The sequence below is a fragment of the Bradyrhizobium sp. NBAIM18 genome (assembly GCF_020193825.1).
GTDB lineage: Bacteria > Pseudomonadota > Alphaproteobacteria > Rhizobiales > Xanthobacteraceae > Bradyrhizobium > Bradyrhizobium yuanmingense.
The window spans coordinates 513,409-528,167 of record NZ_JADYVO010000003.1 but is presented as its reverse complement, the minus strand read 5'-3'; the positions used below and the strand labels follow the sequence as shown (position 1 = coordinate 528,167).

14 protein-coding genes are annotated in these 14,759 nt (G+C 64.6%); 1 reads left to right on the top strand and 13 read right to left on the bottom strand.

Translation table 11 applies throughout. The annotated features are described in order from the left end of the window. Positions 1 to 8: 8 nt before the first annotated feature. The 13 genes from I6F17_RS09790 to I6F17_RS09730 form a co-directional block, all read right to left on the bottom strand. A complete protein-coding gene (locus I6F17_RS09790; protein ID WP_225125926.1) occupies positions 9 to 2,366 on the bottom strand; it encodes a hypothetical protein in 2,358 nt (785 codons plus the stop codon). Continuing rightward, entirely contained in the window at positions 2,363 to 3,421 is a 1,059-nt protein-coding gene (locus I6F17_RS09785; RefSeq protein ID WP_225125928.1) for an ATP-binding protein, read from the bottom strand. Before I6F17_RS09785 ends, I6F17_RS09790 begins: the two co-directional genes overlap by 4 nt. A 15-nt stretch (positions 3,422 to 3,436) precedes the next feature. Further along, positions 3,437 to 4,135: a Mu transposase C-terminal domain-containing protein gene (locus tag I6F17_RS09780; RefSeq protein WP_225125930.1), complete on the bottom strand. Its 699-nt coding sequence runs from the start codon at positions 4,133 to 4,135 to the stop codon at positions 3,437 to 3,439. 20 nt (positions 4,136 to 4,155) lie between these two features. Beyond that, positions 4,156 to 6,546, bottom strand: coding sequence for a hypothetical protein (locus I6F17_RS09775; RefSeq protein ID WP_225125932.1), 2,391 nt, complete (start codon positions 6,544 to 6,546; stop codon positions 4,156 to 4,158). A 28-nt stretch (positions 6,547 to 6,574) separates the two neighbouring features. Continuing rightward, a complete protein-coding gene (locus I6F17_RS09770) occupies positions 6,575 to 6,880 on the bottom strand; it encodes a hypothetical protein (RefSeq protein ID WP_225125934.1) in 306 nt (101 codons plus the stop codon). Between the two features lie 11 nt (positions 6,881 to 6,891). Next, positions 6,892 to 7,626 (bottom strand): Tn7 transposase TnsA N-terminal domain-containing protein, encoded by a 735-nt coding sequence (locus I6F17_RS09765; RefSeq protein WP_225125936.1) that lies wholly within the window; start codon positions 7,624 to 7,626, stop codon positions 6,892 to 6,894. Between the two features lie 823 nt (positions 7,627 to 8,449). Further along, complete coding sequence (locus I6F17_RS09760; RefSeq protein ID WP_225125938.1) at positions 8,450 to 8,716, bottom strand: hypothetical protein; 267 nt, start codon at positions 8,714 to 8,716, stop codon at positions 8,450 to 8,452. Then, positions 8,704 to 9,483, bottom strand: coding sequence for a hypothetical protein (locus I6F17_RS09755; protein WP_225125940.1), 780 nt, complete (start codon positions 9,481 to 9,483; stop codon positions 8,704 to 8,706). The genes I6F17_RS09760 and I6F17_RS09755 overlap by 13 nt, the downstream gene beginning before the upstream one ends. Next, complete coding sequence (locus tag I6F17_RS09750; protein ID WP_225125942.1) at positions 9,480 to 10,076, bottom strand: hypothetical protein; 597 nt, start codon at positions 10,074 to 10,076, stop codon at positions 9,480 to 9,482. The genes I6F17_RS09755 and I6F17_RS09750 overlap by 4 nt, the downstream gene beginning before the upstream one ends. A 79-nt stretch (positions 10,077 to 10,155) precedes the next feature. Next, positions 10,156 to 10,977 (bottom strand): metallophosphoesterase, encoded by an 822-nt coding sequence (locus I6F17_RS09745; RefSeq protein WP_225125944.1) that lies wholly within the window; start codon positions 10,975 to 10,977, stop codon positions 10,156 to 10,158. Positions 10,978 to 11,016: 39 nt separating this feature from the next. After that, positions 11,017 to 11,514: a hypothetical protein gene (locus I6F17_RS09740; protein WP_225125946.1), complete on the bottom strand. Its 498-nt coding sequence runs from the start codon at positions 11,512 to 11,514 to the stop codon at positions 11,017 to 11,019. A gap of 1 nt (position 11,515) precedes the next feature. After that, positions 11,516 to 11,785 carry a hypothetical protein gene (locus I6F17_RS09735; RefSeq protein WP_225125948.1) on the bottom strand — a complete coding sequence of 90 codons (270 nt, stop codon included), beginning with the start codon at positions 11,783 to 11,785 and terminating at the stop codon, positions 11,516 to 11,518. 857 nt (positions 11,786 to 12,642) lie between these two features. After that, on the bottom strand, positions 12,643 to 12,870 hold the full coding sequence (locus tag I6F17_RS09730; protein WP_225125950.1) for a helix-turn-helix transcriptional regulator: 228 nt from the start codon (positions 12,868 to 12,870) through the stop codon (positions 12,643 to 12,645). A 408-nt stretch (positions 12,871 to 13,278) separates the two neighbouring features. Here I6F17_RS09730 and I6F17_RS09725 point away from each other — a divergent pair, with 408 nt between their 5' ends. Then, a complete protein-coding gene (locus I6F17_RS09725) occupies positions 13,279 to 14,748 on the top strand; it encodes a TM0106 family RecB-like putative nuclease (protein ID WP_225125952.1) in 1,470 nt (489 codons plus the stop codon). Positions 14,749 to 14,759: the final 11 nt, after the last annotated feature.

Sequence of the window (14,759 nt, the reverse complement as noted above, 5' to 3'; positions counted from 1 at the left end):
TCCTTTCTTCATTTCTCAGGGGAGGGGGCGCGGTCCGAAGGCCGGCGCGTTGTCGGACCGTCATGGGTCGCGAGCGCGATCCCGAAGCGCTCGAGCGCATTCCAGACCGAGGTCTTGCTTGTCTTCACGCCGCGGTCGGTGATCGCTTCGTAGATCTCCGCGAGCTTGATCGTCGGCTGCCTGGCGACGAGATCGCGCAGGAAGGCTTCGTGCTCGTCGAGCTTGGAGCGATAGCCGAACTTGCGCTCGGCGGTGGCGCCGGTCTCGCGCCAGACCTCGAACCAGCGCTTGGCCTTGCGGTAGGGAAGGCTCATGGCCTCCGCGGCCGCCTTGGGGCCGGCGCCGCCGGCGACGGCCTTGATGAACCTGGTCCGGACGGTGTCGTCGGCCGCCGCGAGCGAGGCCTTCATCTGCGCGGTGTCGGCGACGGCTGCCTCCAGCAACGGCTGGACGGCGAGGCGCAGGTAACCGAAGTCGCGGTTTTCCTGCAGCGCGATCTCGGGATGGACGCCGTTCGACCGCAGCCACGTCGGCACGCTGCGCGGATGCTTCCCGCTCCGGTGGGCGATTTCGGCGACGAAGATGTGGACGCCGGCGAGGGCGTGGACGTCCATGGTCGAGTAGGGCGTGAAGCCGGAGCCGCGCTGCGGCAGCAACTCGGGCCTTGCGTGAGCCAGGCGGGAGACGAAGGCCACGTTGACGTGCAGGATCTCGGCCGCTGTCGACTGTGCGATCCACTCGGACGGTTGGTAGTCCAGGGGAGCGCGCATCACGTGCTCGGACACTCCCGCGACAAACGCATCGACGTCTTCGACGGCGAGGCTGAAGCGGAGATTGCGGCTCTTAGTGCCCTTGTCGAGGATCTCGACGTCGCCGGCGACGATGGCCGAGATGATGGCCGCCCAGGGCGTCTCGCCGGGCCCCATCGAACGGGCGGCGTACGCGATCGAGTGGCATTTGTCGCGGGCGGGGCGAGCCTTCGACCAGATATTGTCCATGAGTTCGTCGACGGACGACTTGGTGTAGCCGCGATAGCCGGGCACCAGGCCGCGGACCGGCCCTTCCAGCCGGCGGATCAGGCCGCGATCGACAAGGCTCGGCAGCACGGTGGGCGGAAGCCCGAGCCGGCCGGCGGTGGCGAGCTCGCTCAAGGCGTCCTTCAACTGGGCCAACAGGGGGATCACGTCCGAGACCTTCATGCGCACCGGCGACCGCACATGGGCGCGGACGACGGGGATGAGGCCGCTCTTGGACAGGCGCCGCACGACGAAGGGGCGGATGCCGAGCGTCTCGGACAGGGTCTCGATCGTCATCATCGACCGGTCGGCGTCCGCACCCTTGCGCACCAGGTAGTCGTTGCGGCTCGTCGTCTGCATGGAGGCCCTGATCATGCCGCCGAGCAGGTCGCGAATCTTCGGTTCGATGTGCTTGTCGTAGGTGATGTAGGCGAGGGCGCCCAGCTCCTTGCGCCGCCCGAAATACTGGGGACGGGCGTCCATGTCGGCGCGATAGCGCTCGGAAAGAGCGGCGAAGCCGGCCTCGCTGCCGATGATGCCGCGGCCGGCGGCCGCGATCATATCGGGCGTCAGCGCCTCGAAGTGTTCGGCGGTCTTGCCGCGCCCTTGGGCGTTCTTCGCGCTGCGGGCCGGGTCCAGCGTCAGGCCGGACGCGAGCGCGATCGCGGTCTCGAACAGATCGCCGTTCGAAAACTCGCGCCATGCTTCCGGCAGCAGCCGGCGGGCGGCCTGCTTCTTGACGGGATCCGGATCGACGAGCCCCACTACGAACCCATAGGCCTCTTCGTCCTCCACCGACGCGACCGGCTGCGGAAAATCGCGCAGGTCGGCGTCGCACTTGTCGCAGAGGGTCGGCACGTCGGCGCGCAACCAGCCGAGCTTGCGCGTGCACGCCGGGCAGACGCCGAGCAGCTTTTCGTTGGTCTGGAAATCGTATCCGAACGGGCGGAGCTCCCAGGGCGCACGGTGGTATTGCGCGATCTCGAGGGCTCTCGGCGACACCCGACGGTACTTGGTTTCGCGGAAATGAAGCCGGATCTGGGTGCCGAAAAAGTCGATGCTCTCGGAGCCGGAATGCCCGAACTCGCCCAGCCGGTATGTGCGCGAGACGATGTCTTCGGGCGTGCACCCGATCAGGGCGGCGATGCGTGCGATCTCATCCGGATCCGTCAGCGTCGTCGCGATCGACACCGCATTCGGCTTGGTGGCATCGGCGAGCTTGAGCATCGTGGCGTGGTTCCTGACGGCCGTGACCGACAGCGCGCGGCCGAGGTAGCCGCGCAGGCTCTCGTCGACGTGCGGCGCGCCGACGGTCGCGACGAATCTCCGGAGCGGCGTGCTGATCGTCATGCCGCCTCCTTGCCGCCGCGCTTGTTCTTGGCTTCGGCCTCCGCCTTGAGGCGCCCCAGCGTCGATTTGTTCGGCCCCTCCGCGAAAGGATCGAAGCCGGGCTTCGTCTGGTTGCGATTGAAAGCCCGGAAAGCGGACTCGATGTCGCTCCATTCCAGGGAGCCGCGGCCGTCCCGGAACGCGCGCTCGAGCGCCATGCGCAGCACGCGGCAGGCGACGCCCAACACGCCTTCGCACATGTCGTAGACCTTGGCGCGGTCCTCGAGCGTGTCGACCCAGCCGAGGGCGTGGTCGACGACGCCGGCGGCGACCATCTCGTCCTCGAGCCGCTTGAGGAATTTGAAGAAGTAAACGCGATCCTTGGCGGACTTGATGTCGAACGCTTCCAGGGTGACCCTTTCCTCCGGGACGCAGCGGTTCTTCAGTTCCTTCGAGATGTGGAAGAGATTGAGCACCTCGTCGGTCCCCAACATGACGATGCTGAAGACGCCTTCGTTGAGCATGCTTTTGATCAGCATGGCCATGCTCTTGCCGACCTTGCCGCCGTCGTGGCGGAGCATTTCGTGTGCCTCGTCGATGATGAGCAGGACCGTGCGCTTCCTTCTGGCGATGTGATAGATTGCACGCGAGACGAGTTGGGCATCGATCGGGCCCGACTTGGGGATGACGTCCTTGGCCGCGTCCCCGTACTGTTCGAGGACGACGCCGAGGAAGGCGCGCGTGTTCTTCACTTCCCGCATCGTCACGAAAAGGACGGGGATGTCGTCGGCCGGGAACGCTTCGTCAGCGTTGATCTCCTGCAGCACCTTGCGGATCGAGGTGCTCTTCATCGCGCCACTGGGCCCGATGATCGGCAGCAGCCACATTTCCTCGAACTTGATTGGGCGACCTCGCGCGGCGATGCGCTCGGCTTCGTTGTCGTCGACGACGCTCTTGGTGTCGTCGAGCATCCAGCGGATCTTCTTGCGGATATCGCCGAGGCGCGGATGTTCGAGGACGATCTTACGGAAGCGGCGCATGCGCTCGATGCCGTCATTGATGGTCTTGTTCGTCATTTCGGTTGCTCCTTGTTACTTGCGCTTGATGCGGGAAACCCGCGTGGGAGCCTTGGTCTTGGCTTCGGCCGTCTTCAGCCTCTTCGTGCGCGTGGTCTTGGCGATCGCGGCCTTGCTCTGCTTGCGCTCGCGCGGACTGGGCTCAGCGGCATCGCCCTGGTCGAGCTCGACTTTCACGATGTCGTCGTCGGCGTCGCGCCGCACCTGGCGGCTGCCGCGCATCGGCATCCCGCCGGCGAGCTTCTCCCAGTGCTCCCGGAGCAGCTCACGGGCTTTCGCCCGATCGGCTTCCGTGATGAACGCGAGGTCCTTGTTCCTCGCGAAATCGCGCAGGCGCGCATGCTCTGCGAATGACATCGCCGGGATGTCCACCGCCGGCACCGTGATCCAGCGCGGAGCCGGTCGGGCTGTGTCGTCCCACACGAAGATGCTGGAGGCGTCGGACGGATCCTTGATCCTCGCCTCGACGCGCATGCGCGCCTTCGTGCCTGCCAACATGTTGGCGAGCGCGGAGTTGTAGTAGCGGATCCCCTTGAAGAGGATGCCCGCCGGCGTGAGCGTAGCGAGGTGCGAGCCCGCCGGGACGATCGCGGGAACGGGTTCGTCGAGGGCGGGGATCGTCTCGCCGGCGACCGGCTCTTGCGCCGTCTCGCGGGCTTCGTTGCGGATGAAGCCGCGCAGTCCATTGATGATGTTGCGGATGAAATTGCGCATTTCTCTTGGTCCTTCTGCTGCTACCTGCCTTCGTCGGCTGCGGTTTCGTCTTCGGGTTGCTCGGTGGCCGCCGTGGCGGGGGCCTCGTCGGGCTCGCCCCAGCCGACGTCGTCGCCGTCGTCGTCGACGGCGGGAGTGCCGCGCGCCTGCGGGTCGCCGGTCGGATCGCCGCGACGTTCCTTCACGTAGGCGTCGTGCTCGGCCTGCTCGGCTTCGGCCTTCTTGCGCTTCTTCGTGCGCTGGCCCTTGGCGACGGTCGCCTTGCTCGGCGTGCGCCCCTTCGGCGGCTGCTGATCGCGGTCGAGCAGTTCGGCGGCGAGCTGATCGGGCACGCCTTCGGGCTCGACGCGGTTGAGGCCGGCGGTCGACGCCTCGACCTCGACGTCCTTGATGTCGTCGAGCGTGATCTCGGGCATCTCGTTGGTCGTCGTGTCGTCGAACTGCCCAAGGTGCCAGGCGAGCCCGCGCCGCGCCTGGCGGCTGTTGCGCATCGGCATCTCGCCGGCGAGCTTTTCCCAGTGCCGCCGCAGCCGGTTGTAGGCGTCCCAGCGCTGCTCCTCGGTCGAGAATTCGAGGTCCTTCGCCTTCGCGAACTCGCGCAGGCGGTCGTGATGCCAGAAGCTCAGGCCCTTGAGGAATTCCGGATCGGCGTTCGGCATCGTCACCCAATACGGCTTGGGCTCGCCGCCGCGATTCCAGACCGAGATCGAAGAGGCGTCGGCCGGATTCCACTTGACGACCACGCGCGCGCGCGACTGCCCGAAGGTGCGCGGGTCCTGGCTGCGCTTCTTTTCAAAGCGGACGAGATCGTTCAGGAGCAGCGAGGTCACGTTCTCGTCGTGCCAGCGCATGTTCTTGAACTTGATGCCGGCGCCGGAGATGGTGGCGGTGTCGACCCGGCCGAGGATGTGGTCGAGGGCCTTCACGTCGCCGATGAAGCGGCGGCGCTGGATCGCGAGGCCCTCCTGCCAGACGCGGGCCGGCACGGCGCCGATGCCGTCGTGGCGGTCGTAGATGTAGACCTCGATGAATTCGTGGATGAGCTCGTCGAGATCGTCGAGCGTGACGAGCGCGTCCTTGCTCGGGTCGAGGCCGACCTGACGCATGATGTAGGGGTTGTATCTGACGGCGCCGGCCAGCTTGTGGATGACGCCTTCGTTGATCGTCCTGAAGGGGCGCTCGCCGATCGCCTTGTACTGGGGCGTGTTGGCCGGCGCCCAATGGATGTCGGTGCCCAGGTTGCTCATCGCGTGCTGGAACGACGGCGCCTGGTGCGCCCAGTCGCGGTCCAGGAGCAGCTCTGTGAGATTTCCCCAGCCGTCCCAGGGCCGCTTGATCCACGGATAGAGGCGCTGGACGTAACGCTTGTTCTTGTTGACCCGCTTCAGGGTCAGCAGCGCCGAATACAGCGACGGCGGCTCGAAGGTGATGCAGTAGCCGAGCGGCATCCTGGTCGCCACGTCGAAGCACATGGTGAGCTGGGGGCGGCCGAGCGGCATCAGCGTCGTGGAATCCAAGACGAAGACGTCGAGCGTCGTCGAATCCATGATGCCGAGCTCGAGCGGGCGCTTGGCGGAGATGTGCCGGCGGAAGCCGTGGATCTTGCGCCAGGCCTCGCGCGGCGTCGTCTTGCGCGCCAGGTTGTCGTAGGTCATCGCCTTGTCGATGCGGCGGCGCAGGACTTCCGCCTTCGGCAGCTTGAACCGCTTCTCCTCGGGCAGCCCGCGATTGAGCTCCTTGATCTCGTCTACAAGGAAACCGTAGGCCGACTTGTGGGTCTGCGCGCGGGATGAGTAGTAGTGGTCGACGGCCTTCTTGAGCGCGACCTCGACTTCGTCGGCGCAGCGGCGCTTCGACGACTGGCCCGTCATCTTCCTGAAGGCCTCGAGGGGGCGCTCGCCGGGCCGGCCGCAACCCTTGGCATAGTGGCGCAGTCGCGCGACCTGAACGCGGAAAGGCTTGTCCTTGCCCGGGGGGATGTCGTTGGTTTCGAAGCCGAGCTGGAAGCAGATGGGCCGCCAGCGGCTGATCAGATTCTGAAGCCCGATGTCGCCGAGCGGGCCGCCGCCTTCCTCGTCCCACTTCTTGGTATAGAACTGGAAGGCGAGCGCCCGCCGGCCTTCGGCCGTGCTCTTCGCCTCCTTCTTCTCCTCGGTGTCGTCGGGATCGGTCCAGCCCTCGCCGGGCCCGAATTCGCGGAGCTCGATCGGATTGCCCTCGGCGTCCTGCTGGACGAGCCGGATCTCGCTGCGACCGTGCATCTCGACGAACTTGTGCTCGAGCAGCGGGAATTCCTTAGCCCCCTGCGGCTTGAACATCATGACGTTGTGGTTTTCCCAGCGGTCGAACTGGATCAGCCCCTTGGTCGGGTGCTGAAACAGGTCGCCCTTCTTGACGTCGATCGTGGACATTCGCGTCTCCGCTGCCGTGGTCCAGCGATCACTCGGGACGCGCGCCGCTGTCCGGCCCGCCGTCCGGATGGGCCGGGTACGACGGGATCTCGGTCGGGCATCCCCGGGCGTTCCACTCCGTCTCATGGATGGCCTGCCGCAGCGCGAGCAGCGTGCTCTCGATGCTCAGCGGCTCGAAACCAACGTGGTGACCGAGCGGCATTCGCGTCGCGAGGTCGAAGAACACGGTGAGATGCGGGCGGAGTGTCGGCGCCTTGGAGCCCAGGGCGGAGTCGTCGAGGGTCGTGCTGTCGATGCTCGCGGAGGGCTGCGGGCGGGACTTGCGCTGCGACATGTCGGGACTCCTCATTTGCCGGTTTGAACGGCGGCCTCTTCCGTCAGCACGACGGAGGTCCGCTGGGTGATGCGAAGATCGATGTCGACGCGCACGTGGCGGCGCACGATCAGCGCGCGCAGGCGCGCGGCGCCGTTCGGGCTCCATGGATCATCGATGCGGCTGAGGGCGGCGACCGCGTCGCCCCAGGTCATGGTGCCGCCGCAGCGCCGGGCGGCCTCGCCGAGGCGGAGGTAATCTTCGGCCGCGACCGCGGTGAAGCGGTCCATCCGGATGTGCTGCGCGTTCGCGAGCGCGTGGCCTTCGGCGAATTCCTTCTCGGCGACGACGACGCGGAATTTCCAGCCGCGGAGCCGGCAGACGGAACGGGCGAGCCACAGCTTGAAGCCGTAGAGAGGGTCGCGCTTGAGATCCTTCTCGGTCTTCTTGATCTCGACGATCTCGATCTCGCCGCCCGCGAGGGAGAGCTCGAAGTCCGGCAGGTACTGCAGGATGCTACCGTCGCTCATCAGGAACTCGAGCCGGAACGGCTGGGCCAGATAGTTGCGGACCTCCCAACGGACCTCGCAGATCCACATGAACTGGCGCTCGGCGATGGACTCCCATCCGAATGTCCGGCCGGCCTTCAGCGAGTTGAAGTTGCCGGTCGGCTTGCCGACGACGGCGGCAACGATGGTCCGCAGGGGCCCGCCACCCTTGGCGCGCACGATCCGGACGGACTCGAGCTTGGGGCGGTGCTTCGACATGGCGGCTCGCGGACTAGCCGGCCCGGGCAATGCTCCGCCGTTCGCCGGGAACGGGGTTCCCGGCGTCTAGGCGGTGAATTGCGGGGATCTGCGAAAAACCGGACAGCGCGAGGCTTGCCATCCCCGCCCCGAGCTGCTCAGGTGCGGGTCTCTGTGATGGTGGTGTCCGGTTTTTCGCAGAACTGGCTACCCCCTGAACGAAGGGCGGTCCCGTACCAGCGGGGCCGCTTTTTCGTTTTGGGCCTTGAGGGGTCGTCCTTCTCCTTCGGTTGGGCCCTGGGTTGCGGTTACGGGCGCGACCATGACGATCGCGCTTTTCGGAGTCGAGTCGGTTTTGGGCCGCTTACGGGCTGCGAACCGCCCGTTTCGGCCTCCTCCAGACCCGGTTCAGGGCGGATCGGGACCCTTCCTATGGCGCCGCGGCATCGACCGAAGCCGGGATCCGGCGCGCAGGATTTCAAGGATTCGACCGCCTGGAGTCGTCGTCGCGGAATTTTCGCTCCGCGGCCTCGAATCGAAAATCGCGGAATTCGAGTCCTTGAAATCCTGTCCACGAGCCTGGTCGGTCCGCGCCGCCGCCGGGCGAGCCTCTGCGGGGGTCTTCATTGCCGGATTTCGGACCCCCTCGGAGCGTGCCGATGACCCTCCCGAGGAGGCCTGCGATTGTTGTGGATAACCGCGGAGAAACGTCCTTGACGGACCGGATTCGACCTCCACTTCGGCCGGAATCGTTGCCCACGCGCTCGGACCGCGTGTCGGGATTGCCTTGTCGGTCCTTGGACGGGGGTCGAACAGCGTGAACATTTCGCTCTCCTCGGACGTCCTAGAGCTCGACCCAGTCCGCCGTCATGGCCGCTTCGCATGCCCGCTGCAGCAGAACCCAGACCCTCTGCCGGCGGGCATGGGCGAGGACCTCGAATTCGGCCAGGCCGGCCGGCTCCCCGGTCAGAGGGCTGGCCGTTTGCATGGCGATCACGTGATAATCACTGATATCGGACAGGCCGCTGACGTTTCCGATGTGCATGGTCCCGACCGGCCGACGCAGCGCGCCGCTGCCTCCCGGCCACAGCTCGATGGTCACGACGAGCACGACGACGCCTCCCTGTCGAATTCGGCGTGAACCCGCAGCGCGGCGGCGGCCGCCGCGAGCCGCTGCACGATCCGGGCCGGGCCGGAGCCGGGCCGGAACGCCGCGACGAGGTCGGGAAGGTCGAGATCGGCGGCGATGGCGTCGTCGATCTCGATGGCCGGCGCCCGCTTGGCGAAGCGGCCGATCGCCGCTCTCAGCACTGCCGCGTTCGGGGACGCGAGCCGGATCGTCATGTCGGCGGCTCCGATCAACGCGCGCGGGAGGAGGCCGAGGTCGGCGGCGATGCCCACAACCGACTGGCCGGCCGACAGGGCGAGCGAGACCGACGCCGAACTGGTCGAGAAGCCTCTCTCGCCGGCAGTCGGGCCGTGCCGGGTCTGCTGCTGCCAGCGCTCGCCGAACGCGGATCGGAAGTAGACCGCGACCGGCAGAACCCACGCCACGCTTGGCACGTGGACGATTGCGCATAGCGCCTGGTTATGGCGAAGCCGGCGGCGCTGGTCCGGCGTCGTGGCGGCGTCGAAGACCGCTTCGACGACTGCGGTCACTGCTTCCGGGCGGTCGCCAGGCGGAGCCGCTTCCTCCTCGGGGTCGAGCTCGAATTTTCCCTCGATATCGAGCTCGTCGTCCTCGAACCGGCCGAGCTCTCGGTCCCAGATGCGGTCGATCAGGACCGTGCGCTGCGGCTTCGCGTGATGGCTGTCACGTCCTTTCGGAGTCATGCGGATGACGGTGCCGGAGGAGCGGCCGCGTGTGGGCTTTTTCATGTGCGGGATCTCACTTGGGTGGATGGACCGAGCGGTCCGGACGTCAGGTCGATTTCGAGGAGGTCGGCGCAGGCGAGCGCCATCACGGCCGGCGACGGGTCCAGGCTGCTGCGGAGGGTCTCGAGCAGAGTGCCGAGCGGCATCGGCCCTTCGTCCGCGAGGACCTTGAGGATGCTCAGCCGCAACGGAACGGCGACCGGCCGGTCCTTGTAGGACCAGGCCAAGCGCGCGTTGGATCTGCGGGGCTCGGCGCGCAGGTCCCCCGCGGTGACGACGAGTTGCTGAAGGCCGAGCTCGCGCAACGCGATCTGGACGAGGCCTTCGGCATCGAGATCGCGGACGCGCCGCGCGGGGACGACGTCGAGATGGAGGCGTGCGTCGTCCCGGGTCAGGATGATCGCATCGAGGTCGACTTCTACTTGCGGGGACCCAACATGCGCCGTCGCAACGTGGGAGATCGCGCGGACCGCCGGATCGAGCGACGCGTGAACGAGCGCTTCTCGGAGCGCAGGGTGGCGCGCGGGGACCGGGGCCGCGCTCTTTGCGGACGAGAAGAGGTGGGGATGGCCGCTGCGGGGACGGGGACGGAACATGATGAAGCATCCGAGGTCATGGAAGGAACGGGCAGGCTCTCGGTGTGCGTCTGGCTGTCGGTATCCATGGCCGTCCCTTTCAGATCTCGATGATCAGCTTCTCATTGAAGTTCGGATTGTCCCAGGCTCGATCGCGGGGCGGCCACGGGCCATACCCTTTTGCGTTGCTCACGGCGCGGGTCTGACCGATCACGGCGTCGAAGGACTCATGGGTATGCGCGAAGACCCATAGGTCTGCGGGCCGCAACGCGCCTCGGCCGTCGTCCGGCGCCGGCTCCATTAGTCTCGTCAGATCGCTGCGGTAGGCCGGATCCAGGGCGTGGTCGCTCCCCGGCCGCGGCGCTTCAGAAATCTGTCGCACCGGCGCATGATGCGTGGCGACAACCAGGCGGTCCGCGCCGCGCTGCTTGCGCATCTCTTCCTGCAAAAACGCTACCGACTTGAAGTGTCGCGCGACCGCGTGGTGCGGTAGGAAGCGTTGCCGGTAGTGGTTGATCCGGATTTTCCGGAAGTCGTTCATTCTGTCGGCGGCGAGGGCCATCGCGCCGTGGGCGTCGCCGTGCAGGGCGAAGTCGGTCCAAAGGGTCGCGCCTGCGAAAATGACGTTGCCGATGCGGACGCTCTCGTTTTCGAGCACGTGCACGTTGGTGCCGGCGGCGGCTTCCTTGGCCTTCTCGAGTGTGCGGTCGATGTCCTCGCCATAGGCTTCGTGGTTGCCCATGACGTAGATCACGTGCCGGTCCGGCACGCGCTCCATCAGCCACTTCACACCGCGCTCGGCCTTCGGGACGAGATCGCCGGCGATGATCAGCACGTCGAAATCCGGACGCTGCTCCGCCGTCGGAAGGTCCCAGCCGCGGGTCAATTCGAGATGGATATCGGACATGATCCACAAGCGCATGTCAGCGATCCTGCTTTCGCGAGGGCGGCGGCACCTCGGTCAGGTGTCGGTCTCGCGGCCGTACGTCGCGAAGTAAATGTCGGCATGACCGCGCCACCTACTGAACCGGCGCACGTTCTCGAACCTGGCCCCGTAACGGGGCGGGAGGATTTCGCCGACAGCGTCATCGGTGCAGCGGGTTTCGAGCCAGCCCCCGTTGTTGAACAGGCGACCTTCGCGGCCGCAGACCTCGCACGTACAGATGGACCGGGCGACGGCTAGATTTACGGCATGGCCGACCTTGTCCTCGGTGTCCTCGGAAGCTTCGGCGTCCCAGACGGCGCGCAGGATGCCCATTTTCTGCTTGATTTGGACGAACTCGAACGTCTCGCCCTCGCGCAGCGCGACTTCGATCCGAGCGCAGAGGCGATCGAGCAGGTGGCGCCAGCCGCGTCCGCAGAGCGGGTACCCGGCTGAGCGGAAAGGCTCGTCGGCATTGATCTTGAAGAGGCGTCGATGACGCCGCATGAGGTCGAGACCCCAGTCCTCCGTTGCCATCTCAATGTTCCTCCCGGTCCGGGGTGAACGGACCGACGTCGACGAAGACGTCCGTCTCGCGGTTGTAGTGCCGGCGCAGCGCCTGGCGGCGCCTCCGAGAACACACCATGACCTGGATGTCGTCGCCGGGCTGCGCCGCCGCGATTGGCCGCAGGCCCTCGGCACGCGCCTCGCAGCGGGTCGTCAGCCAGGCCGGGCAGAGAGTGGACCAGCCTTCGGCGCTGGCCCGGTCACCGACCGGTTGGAAGAGGTCTGAGTAGGTCCCAATCACACGATACTCCAAGCGTGGATGACGCCCGACATTCAGGCCCCCACCACGACGGTGCTCGGACCCAGTGGAACATCGTGCAGATGTAGCTGCACCAGATTCTCGCAGGCGAGCGCACAGACGGCTGCAACAACATCGCAGTCAAGTCGAAGCCGGTCCTCCAGCTCCACAATGGGTTGGGGGCCTGCGTGGAGGGCTACGGAAAGCTTTAGTCTGTCGGCGAGCGATACGCGCCGGCTTGCGTGCGTCCAAACGTTTCGCGCGTTCGAATACTTCGGCTCACTAAAAATGTCTCGCGCATCTCGCTCGAGCAACTGCAAGCAATAGCGACTCAGAACGAATTTGTGACGGGCGTCGTCCTCTTCGCTGTATTCGGGGCGTGCCTCTTGGGCACGGAGGAGAAACGCACCGATTTCCGTTCGAAGCACAACACCCGCGAGCGAGACCCGTGGACATTCCAGCAGGGGACCGTTTCGATATTGGATTTCTTGGACGGAAGCATCCAAGCAAGCTTGTTCAAGCGCGTGAAGAAGAAGAACATCGTGCGCCGGTATGGAAACCAGGCCTCGGCACTTTGGAGATCTCAAGAGCCACGGCCGAGGATCGCGATGGGAAGACGTTGAGACTCGAATAAGCATGATCGAAACCTGAAGAACCCAAACTCTGGCTGACCAAAGTTAGCCCGCGCCTCGTCGCTCAATTTCGGCAGCGCCCAGTCGTCTCGCCGTTCTCTGAAAATGATGCCCGGAGCGCAACCACTCTCGATGTCCGCTATAACGGACATTCTGATTTTCGCAAAGCTTCCCTTAGGTCCTATCGGAAGGTTGTCCAGCTCGACGGAAGTATCTTTCGAGGTAGGTTCAGCGATCGAGAACCAGCAATTCGGACGGTTCCACCCTGAGCGCCGCCGCGATGCGAACGATGGTGTCCAGAGTGGGATTGGCCTGTCCTCGCTCGACGTCAATCACCGAGGCGCGGCGGATACCAGCTTCGTCGGCCAAGTCGGCCTGGGTCAGCTTGAGCGAGCGCCGAAGGTGCCTGACCTTCTGCCCCAGGGCTGCTCTGACCCGCTTTTGGGATTTCGCCAACGACTCAGATCCCGCCACGGGCTCCCCGCAAAATCCTTCTTTCGTGCAGCAAACACGTCAAGACGACGATCATCCCATGCCATGGCGCTGTCGCGCACGCCATAGCGAACTCATCATTTTCAAGGACTCGAACGCTGCCCTTTCCCAAGGGCTTAGCCCTTCCCGTCAATTCGCGCGAACAATTATAAATTGGTTTTTCCGAAATTCAACGCCGCGATCTTTGTCCGGATGGGCTTCGATTTCAGCCAAGCCGCTTTTAGTTCCGCGCGATGCTCCAGCGCTGTCTTACCGCTCAGCAGCACAGAGGAGGTGGATTCACCGCCCCTATCGAAAGTGCAGAGCGGCACCTCTTGCGTGCTCTCGATACGGAAAGCATTCTAAAGATCGAGAGCGCCCTGGAGGCAGCACGTGACTGTGACAGCTTCGATACTGTATAACCTTGTCGAATGCCCTCAGCGCGTTGCTTTGGACGCGTTCGGTGATGTCGAGAAGCGAGACCAAATCAGTCCTTTTGTCCGGTTGCTCTGGGAAAGGGGCAGTTTGTTCGAGCAGGAAACGATATCCAACTTGCAGATCCCCTTTCTCGATCTTTCGGCCGCCAACGAGGTCGACCGTGAGCGGCTCACGCTTGATGCTATGAGCAAGGGCGAGCCGTTGATCTACGGAGGATGCATAAGAGCCGCTGATCTGTTTGGAAAGCCGGACCTGTTGCGCAAAGAAGTCGGCGGCTACGTCCCAGGCGACATCAAATCAGGGCGCGGCAAGGAGGGTGGAGATGACGATCATGACGGCAGGCCGAAGCGCCACTACGCCGTCCAGCTCGGTCTGTACGTAGACATCCTCGAGCATTTGAATCTTTCGGCGGGACGTCGGGCGTTCGTCTTGGATATTCGTGGAGACGAAGTCACCTACGACTTCAGCGACCTTTCCAGTCAAGACCTTTGGGGTGACTACGAAGATGCGCTCGCCGAAGCGCGATCGATACTGGCGCGGCAAATCGTCCCGCTTCCCGGCTATGCAACTTCCTGCAAACTTTGTCATTGGTATAGCTTTTGTATCCAACAGCTCGTCTCGACGGACGACCTGACGTTGATCCCATTTCTTCGACGGTCAGATCGCGACACGATGAATGATCAGATACCCACGATCGCCTCGCTTGCGGCGATCAATCCGGAAGCGTTCATCAAGGGCAAGAAGACCTCATTCGCCGGCGTTGGTGCGGATCGCTTCCGCGCCTTGCAGGCACGCGCCGTCATGCTGAAGACACCGTCGCCGAAGCCCTATTTGCGCGCGCCGATAAGACTGGACTCCTTCTCAGTCGAGCTGTTCTTCGATATCGAGGTCGACCCTCTCCGTGGAGTTTGCTACCTGCATGGATTTGTCGAGCGGAAGAATGGGGACAACGACACTGAGCGCTTCATTTCATTCTTTGCTGACGAGCCGACGCCGATAGCAGAGCGCGAGACTTTTGCCGCAGCTCTCGACTATTTTGCCTCTCGGGAAGGCGCTGCGATATATTATTACAGCAAGTACGAACGGACAATCTACCGGAAGCTTCAGCAGAAGTATCCGGACATCTGCACACCTGAGGACATAGAACAGTTGTTCGACCCACGAAGGGCGATTGATCTGTACGGAGATGTCGTTCTGAAAGCGACAGAATGGCCCACCAGAGATCATTCGATCAAAACCTTAGCCAAATTTCTGGGCTTTGAGTGGAGGGACACGCATCCCTCGGGAGCCGCTTCCGTTGAATGGTTCGACCGCTGGTGTCGGGAACGAAGTCCGATTATCCGGCAACGTATACTCGACTACAATGAAGATGATTGTCGCGCCACCCGAGTGCTGTTGGACGGAATCAGAGGACTTGCTGATTGACGCCGGTAGTT